This is a genomic window from Methylocella sp. (assembly GCF_041905455.1).
In the GTDB taxonomy this organism is placed as follows: domain Bacteria; phylum Pseudomonadota; class Alphaproteobacteria; order Rhizobiales; family Beijerinckiaceae; genus Methylocapsa.
Genome location: NZ_JAYRLA010000015.1, coordinates 75785 through 87380 on the forward strand (window position 1 = coordinate 75785; position 11596 = coordinate 87380).

13 protein-coding genes and 1 pseudogene are annotated in these 11596 nt (G+C 67.5%); 7 read left to right on the plus strand and 7 right to left on the minus strand.

Annotated elements, in window-relative coordinates; genetic code table 11:
* Positions 1-54: 54 nt before the first annotated feature.
* The 4 genes from ACE3OG_RS13025 to ACE3OG_RS13040 form a co-directional block, all read right to left on the minus strand.
* Positions 55-963: a cation transporting ATPase C-terminal domain-containing protein gene (locus ACE3OG_RS13025; protein ID WP_374309302.1), complete on the minus strand. Its 909-nt coding sequence runs from the start codon at positions 961-963 to the stop codon at positions 55-57.
* Positions 964-1331: 368 nt separating this feature from the next.
* On the minus strand, positions 1332-3434 hold the full coding sequence (locus ACE3OG_RS13030; protein ID WP_374309304.1) for a TonB-dependent receptor family protein: 2103 nt from the start codon (positions 3432-3434) through the stop codon (positions 1332-1334).
* A gap of 123 nt (positions 3435-3557) precedes the next feature.
* Entirely contained in the window at positions 3558-4124 is a 567-nt protein-coding gene (locus ACE3OG_RS13035) for a YcnI family protein (protein WP_374309306.1), read from the minus strand.
* 38 nt (positions 4125-4162) lie between these two features.
* The gene (locus ACE3OG_RS13040; RefSeq protein ID WP_374309308.1) at positions 4163-4492 is read right to left on the minus strand and encodes a hypothetical protein; all 330 of its coding nucleotides are present in this window, start codon (positions 4490-4492) and stop codon (positions 4163-4165) included.
* Between the two features lie 594 nt (positions 4493-5086).
* On the opposite strand from ACE3OG_RS13040, the gene ACE3OG_RS13045 reads away from it, so the two are divergent.
* The 5 genes from ACE3OG_RS13045 to ACE3OG_RS13065 are packed head-to-tail and all read left to right on the plus strand — an operon-like array spanning position 5087 to position 9573.
* The gene (locus ACE3OG_RS13045) at positions 5087-5659 is read left to right on the plus strand and encodes a carboxymuconolactone decarboxylase family protein (protein WP_374309310.1); all 573 of its coding nucleotides are present in this window, start codon (positions 5087-5089) and stop codon (positions 5657-5659) included.
* Positions 5656-6741 carry an acyl-CoA dehydrogenase family protein gene (locus ACE3OG_RS13050; RefSeq protein ID WP_374309312.1) on the plus strand — a complete coding sequence of 362 codons (1086 nt, stop codon included), beginning with the start codon at positions 5656-5658 and terminating at the stop codon, positions 6739-6741. The genes ACE3OG_RS13045 and ACE3OG_RS13050 overlap by 4 nt, the downstream gene beginning before the upstream one ends.
* Positions 6738-7511, plus strand: a complete 774-nt coding sequence (locus tag ACE3OG_RS13055) for an ABC transporter ATP-binding protein (protein WP_374309314.1) — start codon at positions 6738-6740, stop codon at positions 7509-7511. Before ACE3OG_RS13050 ends, ACE3OG_RS13055 begins: the two co-directional genes overlap by 4 nt.
* A gap of 38 nt (positions 7512-7549) precedes the next feature.
* A complete protein-coding gene (locus ACE3OG_RS13060) occupies positions 7550-8752 on the plus strand; it encodes an ABC transporter substrate-binding protein (RefSeq protein ID WP_374309316.1) in 1203 nt (400 codons plus the stop codon).
* Positions 8749-9573 carry an ABC transporter permease gene (locus tag ACE3OG_RS13065; protein ID WP_374309318.1) on the plus strand — a complete coding sequence of 275 codons (825 nt, stop codon included), beginning with the start codon at positions 8749-8751 and terminating at the stop codon, positions 9571-9573. The genes ACE3OG_RS13060 and ACE3OG_RS13065 overlap by 4 nt, the downstream gene beginning before the upstream one ends.
* A gap of 84 nt (positions 9574-9657) precedes the next feature.
* Here ACE3OG_RS13065 and ACE3OG_RS13070 read toward each other — a convergent pair whose 3' ends face one another.
* The 3 genes and pseudogenes from ACE3OG_RS13070 to ACE3OG_RS13080 form a co-directional block, all read right to left on the minus strand.
* Positions 9658-9816, minus strand: a complete 159-nt coding sequence (locus tag ACE3OG_RS13070) for a hypothetical protein (RefSeq protein WP_374309320.1) — start codon at positions 9814-9816, stop codon at positions 9658-9660.
* Positions 9813-9905: pseudogene (locus ACE3OG_RS13075) on the minus strand (transcriptional regulator); the annotation flags it as partial. The gene ACE3OG_RS13070 and the pseudogene ACE3OG_RS13075, both read right to left, overlap by 4 nt.
* A 10-nt stretch (positions 9906-9915) precedes the next feature.
* Complete coding sequence (locus tag ACE3OG_RS13080) at positions 9916-10572, minus strand: isoprenylcysteine carboxylmethyltransferase family protein (RefSeq protein WP_374309322.1); 657 nt, start codon at positions 10570-10572, stop codon at positions 9916-9918.
* A 375-nt stretch (positions 10573-10947) separates the two neighbouring features.
* Here ACE3OG_RS13080 and ACE3OG_RS13085 point away from each other — a divergent pair, with 375 nt between their 5' ends.
* Complete coding sequence (locus ACE3OG_RS13085) at positions 10948-11265, plus strand: hypothetical protein (RefSeq protein WP_374309324.1); 318 nt, start codon at positions 10948-10950, stop codon at positions 11263-11265.
* Positions 11266-11278: 13 nt separating this feature from the next.
* A complete protein-coding gene (locus tag ACE3OG_RS13090) occupies positions 11279-11491 on the plus strand; it encodes a hypothetical protein (protein WP_374309326.1) in 213 nt (70 codons plus the stop codon).
* The last annotated feature ends 105 nt before the right edge of the window (positions 11492-11596 follow it).

The window sequence follows — 11596 nt, forward strand, 5'->3', positions numbered from 1 at the left end:
ACGAACCTCTCGCTCGCCGGTGACGGGCTCGACATCCTGCGCCGATCGCCGCCTTCATATCGTCGCGTGATCCCGCCCGCTTTTGAAGGCGAGCGGTTTGAGCAATTCCGCCGACAGGAGATAGAGGACGACGATCACGCCGACGCCCACGAGCGCGACCGCAGCCGGAGTCTCGAAGCCAAACCAGACGCTCGCCGGCGTGAAGGGCAGGACCATCGCCACGCCGAGCGCGATGAGCGACGACGACGCCAGAGCGCGGCTTGGGCGATCCCGCCAGGGCCGGCCGTTGGTTCGGATGATGAAGATGACGAGGATCTGCGTCGCCATCGATTCAAGGAACCACGCGGTGCGGAATTCGGCCGGCGCGGCGTGGAAGACGAGCGCCAGCATGGCGAAGGTGAGAATGTCGAACAGCGAGGACAGCGGTCCCATGATCGCAGCGAACCGGATCAGGCCGCCCATGTCCCAGAGCTGGGGCCGCGCGGTCGCTTCTTCCCGCACGTCGTCGAATGGAATGCCGACTTCGGAGAAGTCATAGAGAAGGTTGTTGAGCAGAATTTGCGTCGGCAGCATGGGCAGGAACGGCAGCGCGATGGACGCCAGCGCCATCGACGACATATTGCCGAAATTGGAGCTGGCACCCATGCGCACGTATTTCAGGACGTTGACGAAAGTCCGCCGCCCTTCCTTGACGCCGTCGGCGACGACTTCGAGGTCGGACGCAAGCAGGATCAGCGAGAGCGGCTCGAGCAGCCGGCGCAGGATTGCGCGCAGCGGACCTTCGGCCTTCGTGTCGGCGTCAGCGTTGGGCCCGCAAAGGGCGAGCCGCCGCGCCGCCTCTTCTGAACTAAGCCCTTCTGTTTGGCAATGAAGCGCGGCGCAAATCGCCTGCGGCGTTTGTGTCCAGAATGTGTGGAGGCTTGCCAGGACCGGGGTCGTCTCGCCTGGCTCGACGGTCGTCATGGCGTTTTCCAGATCTTGCGACGGTCTGACGGGTCTGGCCGGAATAAAGCGGCGAAATGCGTTGCGCGGCCCGCTTTCATTTTATCAGTCATGCGACAAATGTGTGAACGACGCGCCCGCCTGACGCCGAGCGCGAACGACGTGTTGGGACAGGACGTGACGACATGCGTCGCGTCGCATGGGCCGCCTAAAGAATCATGCCCGCGCCCAGGATATGGAAGCGCCCGAGCGCAAAAGTCCGGCGATCCGGCGGCGCGCCTCGTTCGGGACGGGCCGGACGCCGAACTCTCGGCGTCCCGTTGACGAGGAGCGCGCGACCCGAGCGCCGGCGCGAAGCGCCCTACCCTCGTCCGGCCTCGCGCGCAGCCTCAAAACGCATATCGCATGCCGGCGAAGACCGCGCGGCCGTCGCCCGGATAGAACACCGCCGTCGAGGCCGCCGTGCGGGCGTCGGCGAGGGCGCCGAGGTCGCTGATGTAATGCACGTCGGCGAGGTTGCGCGCCTCGACGTAGACCAGCAGCCCGTTCCTGAGCTCGACGCCCGTCTCGAATCCGAGCAGCGTATAGCCCGGCGCCTTCAGCGTGTTGGCGTAATCCGCCCAGGGCCCGCTCGGGATCCAGTCGAGCGACGGCTTGAAGTAGAAGCCGCTCGGGTGACGATAGCTGAGCTCGGTGCGCAGCACATAGCGGGGGATGACGGCGAGCGAATTGTCGCCGTAGACGGGATCGTTCACGAAGTGGAAGTCGTTGAGCGTGAAGATCTGCCTGACGCCCAGCGCGTCTCCTGACGCGAGCAGGTCGCGCCCCGCCTCGACCGAGGCGCTGAGCTCGACGCCCTGATGCAGCGTGTGGTTCGCGTTGAAGGTCGAGGCGGGAACGCCGAGCGCGGCGTTGGCGTAGTAATTGATGAGCTCGTTCCAGATGAAGGAACGGTAGAAAGTGAGATCGAAGGCGAAGGGCCCCCAGGCGCCGCGCGCGCCGATTTCGCCGGTCCAGGCGATCTGCTGCTTCAGCGGCACGAAAGTGAGGCCGTTGAGATTCGATTGGGCGAGGTCCGAGAAATCGGGCGCGTCGGCCGACTGCGCCACGTCGGCGTAAACCTGAATCGTTGGGGTCGCCCGCCACATCACGCCGAGCTTCGGCAGGAAGCCGCTGTAGGCCTTGTCGCCATAGGCGTTGGGTTGGACGAAATAATTGACGAAGTCGCGCGTGTTGACGTGGAGCTTGCCGCCCGCCATCAACGCCACCTCGGGCGTGACCCAGAAGCGATTGTCGAAATAGGCTTCGTAATTGGCGGCCGTCTGAAAGCCGTTCGCGGTCAGCGCGCCCTTGGAGCCGTTGTTGTTGACGAATTGCAGCGTGGCGTTGTTCCCGGCGAAATAGCGGAGGCCGACGGTCAGGTCGTCGCGGAAGCCGGCGACGTCGAAGCTCCCGCGCCAATGCGGCGAGACGCCGAAGGTGATCCCGTCCTGGTCGAGCACCTGGAAGATCGGATGGTCGAGCTTCTTGTGGAAGAACCAGCTGTCGACGTCGAGCTCGCCGACGTCGAGCTTCAGCGCCGTGCGGTTGGCGACGCGCTGGGCGTAGACGTTGCGCGCCTGGTCGCCGGAGATCGCCGCGGGCGCGGCCAAGGTCGGATCGGCGAGGGCGGTCGCAAGGTCCAGCGTGCCGGGCAGCTTCTGGCGCGTGTCGAAGATGCCGAGGTAGAAGCGCGTCTCCGCGACGTCCGACATCCGGTAGCCGAAATTGCCGTTGAACTGGTTGTAGTCCTGCTGGGAATGGTCTCGGTAGCCGTTCTGGTCGGATTTCGTCGCGCTGACGAGAAAATCAAACGGGCCGACGATACGCGAGACTTCGACATGGCCGCGGATCGCGCCGAACGATCCGCCTTCGACCCGAGCGACGTTCGGAGCGATCGCGGTGAAGGCGGTCGGCGTCACGAAGTTTATCGCGCCGCCGAGCGTCGAGGAGCCGAAGATCAGCGCGTTCGCGCCCTTGAACACTTCGATCGAGCGCAGCGCGAGCGGATCGATCTGGTAGTAGTCGCCCGAACCGTCGGCGAAATTCAGCGGCAGGCCGTCCTGCAGAATTTCCACGCCGCGCGCATGATAGGCGCGGGCGACGCCGGAGCCGCGGATCGAAAGGCGGATCTCCTGCCCGTAGCGCGTCTGCGCGAAGACGCCCGGCGCGTCCTTCAGCGTATCGGCGATGTTGTTGCTATAGCTCGTCGCGAAGGATTCGGAATTGACGAAGCCGACCGACCCGACCGTCGAATAGACCGCTTCGCGCTGGGCTTCGACCGAAGGCGAAGTCAGCGCGGCGTTTTGCGGCGCTCCGGCGTTCTCGACCGTGACTTCCGGGAGAAAGAGGTCGTCGTTCTGAACGGCGTCCTGCGCGAACGCCGGACAGGCGCACAGAGCGATGAAGGAAAGCGTGACGCCTTCCCGGTAAAATGGAAGGTTGCGGCGCATGAAAGGCTCCTGCGGACGGAACGAAGCTCGCTTCGCTCTCGCGTCCGTCATGGCGTTGAATGGAAATGGCGGCGCGGCGGGCGTCTTCTCCCGCGTTTCTCGCGCAGGGCCGCGGGCGAGGGCCTAGCGAGCCGGACGCCCGCCTTGAGGCGGCTTCGCCGCGGGAGCGGCGCCGATGACGCGCACGGCGGGCGCGGGCTCGGCCAGCGTATCGCCGGCCTGTCCCGGTGCCGGGATCTGCGTCCAATGATGGGCGCCCGCCTCGCAGGTCTGGACCGTCGGGAAATAGACGACCGACCCGATGGGAAAGACGTCCGAAATGCGTACGAGAAAGACGAATTCGTCAAACTCGTCGGCGGGCAGCCGCCCGCCCGACCAGACGATCTCCTTGACGCCTTCGCTGATTTCTCCGTGGACGAAAGGATAGCTGCGCGCGTAGGGGCCGCGCGTGGTCGTGATCGTCCACCCCGGCTTCGCCATCGGCCTCGCGCCGACCGCGCCTTCGGGAACCGTGACCGACACCGAAATCGTCGGCGAATCGCCGCATCCATGGGTGATTTGAACGACGGCGCGATAGAAGGTTCCGGTCCGCGTCTCTTTTTGTTCAAGAGCTGAGTGAGCGTACGCCGGCCCGCTCACGGCGAGCGCCAGCGCCGGCGCGCAAAGGCGCGCCAGAAGCATGTTTGGCATGAAGGTTTCCTGTCTCTGGAATCGAACGGAGAGGTCGATCAGACGGCAGGAGGACCGCGGGCGCTGTAGAAGGCGTTCGGCGGCCCGGTCTTAAGGATGACGTCGAAGACGCGCCACGCGAAAGTCTCTACGTCGCGAGCGTTTTCGACGAGCGGCGACGCCTCGCGTGGGGGCGGCGCCATTTCGCATGAGACGGCGGCGCAGCACTGATGGCGATGCTGATGGTCATATGGCGCCTTCCTGATCGGCGCGTCGGAACTCGCGCCGTGGCAGATCACGCCGAACGGACTCGCGATAGGCAGGGGAAGCGCAAGGGAGAACGTGGCCTCCGCGACGAGCGCCCATAAAGCGATCGCGGCGACGATCACCTGGACGACGACCGGAAATGATCTGCGCTTTCTCACATACGGAAGTGTAAGCGGCGGGCGGCGGCGGTCAACTCGCTGTGAGCCCGAGCTTCTGATGAAGTCCGATATGTGGCGGCCTGGCAACGCTGCGCGACTCGGGCCGTCAGATTGGGCGCAAGCTTTTGCGCGCTAGCGCCCGCCGTCCTGCCGCGCCGCCCCTTCCGCCACTGTCGGGATGGCCGCCCTCGCGCCGAAGCGCGCCGCGCGCCTGAAGAACTCGTCGCGGAGCGTGTCTTTAGCGACGGCTTCGATGGCATATGGGGACATTCAGCCTTTGTCCGGCCGCCTGCGCCAAGCGAAAGGCTTCAGCGCCCGCGCGCGAACTGGCGGTCCTGACGGCGGCGCTGCATCAGGCCGTCGCCGGCGGCTCTACGACGATCAAGCAGGGTAGCCTCCGACCCCCTCGTCCCGAACGAGGCGCGCCGCCAGATCGCCGGCTCTTGCGCTTGGCCGCTCCCGGCGCGTTCGTTTCAGATAGATTTCGAGGTCTGGAATCGCGCGAGGGCTTTTCTGCTGATATATCCATATTCTCTATGGACGAAAGGAGAAACGCTCATGACGACTCTTCCCTTGCGAACGATCGAAGATGCGCCGGACGCGGCGAAGCCGCTGCTTGAGGGCGCGCAGAAGCGCAACGGCTTCCTGCCGAACCTGCTGCGCGTCCTGGCGAACGCCCCAGTCGCCCTCGAGACCTATCTCACTGTGTCGGGCGTCAACGCCCGCTCCTCGCTCACGCTCGCCGAGCGCGAGACGGTCCAGATCACCGCCGCCGCGACTCACGGCTGCGGCTTCTGCGTCGCCGGCCACACCGCCGTCGCCTACAAGCAAGCCGGTCTCGACGAGGCGACGGTGGAGGCCCTGCGCAATCTCGGCCGTCTTCCCGATGAGCGGCTGGACGCGGTCGCGCGCTTCACCAAGGCCGTGATCGCGACGCGCGGCAAGGTGGACGAGGCCGATTTCGAGGCGTTCAAGGCCGCCGGCTTCTCGGACGAGGCGGCGCTTGAGGTCGTTCTCGGCGTCAGCCTCGCGACCCTTTGCAACTTCGCCAACAATCTCGGCGGCGCGCCGCTCAACCCGCAGCTCGAAGCCTATCGCTGGGGCGGCCCGAGCGCCGCGGCGGCCGAATGAGTTCCTCTTCCTCCGCCCTCGACGCGCGGCTCGGCGCCTGGCTCGGCGCGCATGCGCTGAGCCTCGACACCGAGAGCCTGCTCGCCGGCGAGTTGCTGCCGCGCCTTTCCGAAAGCGGCGTGTTCGGCGCCGGCGTCCCGGAGGCGGAAGGCGGGACAGGCGGCGACGTCACCGACGCCGTAGAGGCCGTCGCCGCGGTTTCCGAGCGTTCGCTGGCCGCCGGTTTCGTGTTGTGGGGACACCGCAGCTATATCGAGTATCTGCTGCAGAGCCCCAATGAGGCGCTGCGCGCCGCGCTGCTGCCCGATCTGCTCGCCGGCCGCGTCGCCGGAGCGACCGGGCTGTCCAACGCGATGAAGTTCCTCGCGGGCCTCGAAAGGCTTCAGGTGAACGCCCGTCCCGAGGGCGAGGGCTATGTGCTGGACGGCAAGCTTCCCTGGGTCAGCAATCTGCGCGTCCAGGGCTTTCATGTCGCCGCCGCCGTCAGCCGCGCGAATGACGAGGGCGCCTTCGTGGCCTCGCTGGCGCACGACGATCCGGGCGTGCGCCGTTCGCCCGACCTCGATCTCATGGGGCTGCGCGCCACCAGCACGGCGGCGCTCGACATCGACCATGCGCGGATCGACGCCGACCGGATCATCCATCCCGACGCCGGCGCCTGGCTGCCGGCGGCGCGCCCGGCGTTTCTCGGCCTGCAATGCGGCATGTCCATCGGCCTCGCGCGCTGCGCGCTGAACGAGGCGCGCGGTTGCCTCGGGCCGGGTCGCGGCGCGCTCGCCGAGCCGATAGCGGTCCTCGCCGAGGCGCTCGACGGGCTGGAGCGCGAATTGCGCGAGGGGCTGCGCTCCGGCGCCTTCCACTCCCGCCCGGCGGCGCTGTTCAGGATTCGCATCGCGCTCGCCGACGTCGTCGCGCAGGCGGTTGGGCTGGAGCTTCAGGGATCGGGCGGCAAGGCCTATCTTAGCGCGCCCGGCGCCGCGTTCGGGCGCCGCTGGCGCGAGGCCGCCTTCATTCCGGTGATCACGCCGAGCCTGCTCCAGTTGAAGACCGCGCTGGCTGCGCAGCGCGAGAGCGCGGCATGAGCGCGGCTGAGCCGGTGCTGGCGGCGCGCGGCGTCGAGCTGCGCTATGAGGACGCCTCCTCTCCCGTGCTGAGCGGCTTCGACCTCGCGCTGCGCCCGGGCGAGATCATCGCCGTTCTCGGACCGAGCGGCGTCGGCAAGTCGAGCCTGCTGCGCGTGCTGGGCGGCCTTCAGCCGCCCAGCGCCGGCGCGGTCGCGATGCGCGGCGCGCCGTTGACCGCGGTCGACCCGCGCGTCGCCGTCGCCTTCCAGGATCCATGCCTGCTGCCCTGGCTGTCGCTCGAAGCCAATGTCGCCTTCGGACTGGACTTCCGGCGTCAGCCCCGGCTGTCGCGTCAGGAGCGGCAGGCGCGCATCGACGCGGCGATCCGCGAGGTGGGCCTCGCCCATGCGCGCCGGCTCTATCCGGCGGCGCTGTCCGGGGGCATGGCGCAACGCGCCGCGCTGGCGCGCTGCCTCGCCCGCAAGCCGGAAGTGCTGCTGCTCGACGAGCCTTTCGGCGCGCTGGACGAGGTGACGCGCGCCGAGATGCAGGACCTGCTGCTCAAGGTGGTCGACGATTTCGGCGCCGCGGCGTTGATGGTCACGCATGATATCGACGAAGCGCTGCTGCTGGCCGACCGCGTGATCCTGCTTGGCGGCGCGCCGGCGCGGCAGATCGGCGCGTGGGAGGTGACGCTGCCCAGGCCCCGGCGCGACTTCGTCGCCGAACTCGGCGCGCTGCGCGTCGACATTCTGCAGATTCTCCAGCGCGCGGTGCGCCGTCGCTGATCTCAGGACCCCGCAAAGCTCCCGTAAAGGACCACGCCATGTGCATCGAATGCCTCGCCCGCAGCGCCCTCTCGCGCCGCGAGGCGCTCAAGCTTTCCGCCTTGTTCACCGCCGCAGGCGCCGCGCCGCTGCTCAGGAGCTTCGAGGCGCGCGCGCAGGAGGCCGACGCGCCGGTGCGCATCGGCTACCTGCCTATCACCGACGCAACTCCGTTGCTGGTCGCCCACAACAACGGGCTGTTCGAGGCGGAGGGCCTCAAGGTCGAGAAGCCGGTGCTGCTGCGCAGTTGGGCCCAGGTGATCGAGGCCTTCATCTCCGGGCAGGTGAACGTCGTCCACCTGCTTTCGCCGATGACGGTATGGGCGCGTTTCGGCGGCAAGGCGCCGGCCAAGGTGGTGGCGTGGAACCATGTCTCCGGCTCCGGCCTGACCGTGGCGCCGGGCGTCGACGCGGTCGCAGACCTCGCCGGCAAGACCGTCGCCATCCCCTTCTGGTACTCGATCCATAACGTCGTGCTGCAGTCCCTGCTCAGGGAGAACGGCTTGACTCCGGTCGCCAAGCGCACCGGCCAGCCGGCCGCGAACGAGGTGAACCTCGTGGTGCTGGCGCCGGCGGAGATGCCTCCGGCCCTCGCCTCCGGACAGGTCGCCGGCTACATCGTCGCCGAGCCGTTCAACGCCGCCGCCGAGGCGCTGGGGATTGGCAAGGTGCTGCGCTTCACCGGCGACGTGTGGAAGAACCACGCCTGCTGCGTCGTCTTCATGCACGAACGCGACCTCGTCGGACGCCCCGAATGGTCGCAGAAAGTGGTCAACGCCATCGTCAAGGCGCAGGCCTGGACCCGCGACCATCGTTCCGAAACGGCGAAGCTGCTCTCCAAGGATGGAGCGAACCGGTACACGCCGCACCCCGCGCCGGTGCTGGAAAGGGTGCTGGCCCCCTCGCCGGACGCCTGGGCGGCGTATCAGCAGGCGGGGGCGATCCGCCATGCCGACTGGGCCGAGAAGCGCATCGACTTCCAGCCCTATCCCTTTCCCAGCTACACGGAGAAGCTGGTCACGCTGCTCAACGGGACGTTGATCGAGGGCGACAGCAGCTTCCTCGCCTCGCTCGATCCAAAGACCGCGGCGGCGGAGCTCGTCGACGACCGCTTCGTGAAGGCGGCGCTCGCGGCGAACGGCGGCCTGCCGGCGTTCGGCCTGCCCGACAGCTTCGCCCGGACGGAAGCGTTCGCCCCGTGAACGCCGCGCCTCCCGGCGAGAGATTCGCGGCGAGCCCCACGACGGAAAAGCCTGTCGCGCGACGGTCCCTCGCGGCCTCGCGCCTCGCGAGCTTCCTCCTCGGCGCCAGCGGCCTCCTCGCCCTGCTGGCGCTGTGGTGGATCGGCACGGACCTGCTCGCCGCGCCGACGAGCTTCGCCCGCCGCTTCTCGCCGGGCGGCGCCTTCGCCAGCCTCGTCGAACTCCTGACCTCTTCGGACCTGCCGATCCATGTCTATGTAAGCCTGAAGCGCATCCTGGTCGGCCTCGCATTGGCGCTCGTCGTCGGCGTGCCGACCGGCCTTGCGGTCGGCGGCGTGACATGGCTGGAGACGGCGACGACGCCCGCCTTCCAGTTCCTGCGCATGATCTCGCCGCTGTCCTGGATGCCTCTCGCCGTGATGGCGTTCGGCGTCGGCGACAAGCCGGTCTATTTCCTGCTCGCCTTCGCCGCCGTGTGGCCGATCCTGCTTTCGACCGCCTCCGGCGTGCGCCAGCTCGACCCGCGCTGGCTCCAGCTCGCGCGCAGTCTCGCGGCGACGCGGCGGGAGACGCTCTGGCGCATCGTGATTCCGGGCGTCGTCGGCCATGTGCTGACCGGCGTGCGGCTGGCCATCGGCATACTCTGGATCGTGCTGGTGCCCTGCGAGATGCTCGGCGTCTCCGCGGGCCTCGGCTATTTCATCCTCGACACCCGCGACCGCCTCGCCTATTCGGAGCTGATGGCGACGGTGCTGCTGATCGGCGTTCTGGGCTATCTGCTCGACGCCCTCGCCCGCGCGCTGTGCAAACGCTGGTCCTGAAGACCCTCATATGCGCTTTCGGCGCTGCGGGCGCATCTCGAAACCGCGGCTGTCCCGAGCCCGCGGTTCGCATGTTCCGGCAGATCATCTCCACGCCTGCGCAGCGGTCGTGACTTCGGTCTTCGAACTCAACGCGCGCAACGCGATCTGATGGACGATCTCGGCGGGAGCGGCGCAAAGATCGCCGACGACCGTTATGCGGAAGTCGTCGGCGGCGCTCCAGGCGCGCGGTAGGTTTTTCATCGGGGCTCCGTTCCAGCCTTCCGCAGCCTCACGCCCGGCCCCTCGCCGTTCTCCTCGAAGATCACGCCGTCGGCCTCGAGCGCGGCGCGCCGGTCGCCGTCAATAGACGCCCGGAACGAGCCGCGACGTGCGTGCGCGATAGGCGTCATACTCGTCGCCGAAATGCGATCGCAACAGCCGCTCCTCGGCGTTCATGCGGGCGATCAGCGGCGGAACGAGAGCCGCTACGAGCAGAAGGCCGACGCCCGAGCGAAACGCGAGCGCCCAGCCAAGCGAGCTGACGAGCAGACCGAGATAGCTCGGATGACGGATGCGGCCGTAGACGCCGTCGGTGACGAGCGCGTGGCCCGGCTGGATCGCCACGAGTCCGCTGAAGCGGCGTCCGAGCACGAACACCGGCCAAAGCCGCAGCGCGCCCCCGGCGGCGAAAAGGGCGACGCCGATCCAGCGCAGTTTCTCGCCGTCGAGCGTCCAGAAATCCTTGCGATCCGTGTAGGCCGGCAGATACGCGCTCAAAAGGCCGATCGCCCCGAAGGCCGCAAGCACCCATCGGTTTGAGCGATCCTCGCGCTCGCCCGCGCTCAGATTGCCGCGGCTAACGAGCGCCGCGGCGGTCATCGCGAACAGCGCGGCCGTAAGCGCGACCAGCGCTGCGTGAGAAAAGAACGCGGCGAATCCGCCGAAGCCGAGAATGGCGAGCCCGAGATAAGCCAGAGTCGCAAGCACGGCCGCGGCGAGAGTTGGCGTGAGCGACATGGTGTGGCCCCTTAAAGTCACCCACCAGCGCGAGGGTCAGCGCGGACGATGCTGGACGTGGGCGCCGTCATTCACTTCAGATAGCCTTCCGCCGTGAGAAGCTTTTTCACGATCCTTCGGACGGCTTCCGAACGCGAGGGTTGCGGTTCGGGCTGGGCCTTTACCCAAGCGTCAATAGCGGTCGTTAATTCGGGAGGGACGCGCAGGCTGATGTGAGGATCGCTGCCAGTTGCAGGGCGTCCTTTCTTTTTATGTGATACGAATATTGACGCCTTCATGTTTTATGTGATACTAAAAATGCACAGGCCGAGCAAGAGGCGGCAACCTCGAGCCCGGCCCTAACCCCAGCCACCTGTCTGAAAGGTCGCCAAGGCTATGCCCAGCATCACCCATCCCTCCCGCTTCCACAATCTCACCGACACCGCGCTCGCCGACGAGATTGGCCGCGTCGACGCGATCCTGAAGGCCGCCGAGGCGGAGCTGAAGGCGCTCAAGGATGAGTTCAAAACGCGCGGTCTTTCCGAAGCCGCAGGCGCCGCCTTCACCGTCACGGCGAGCGAGCAGATCGCCGGCCGGCTCGACGCCAAGGCGGTGCGCGAATTCCTGGGCGCGGCGGCCTCGCGCTTCGAGACGGCGGTGGTCTCGACCGTCATCCGCATCAAGGCGGCGCGTCCTGCGCTCGCCGCCGCCTGAGGGAGGGACGTCGATGCTTCCTTCTCCCTCCCCCGTCGCCGTGCTGGCGGCCTCCTATCACGCCGGACGCGGCCGCAAGACGCTGCAGCTCGAGCAGATCGCCGGCGGGCGCCGCACGATCCTCGAGGAAAGCCCTCGACGCGTTCCTCAAGCCGTGCGGGAACTGGCGAGCGAAGCGCGCACCCGTCTCCGGCTCGATAAGGGTGAACCGCCCCTAGATTTTTAGACGCCTTCTTCCCTAAATTTGAGGCGAGGAGGCCCCGATGGGCAAAGCGAACTTCACCGAGGACTTCAAGCGCGAGGCGGTCGTTCAGATCACCGAACGAGGCTA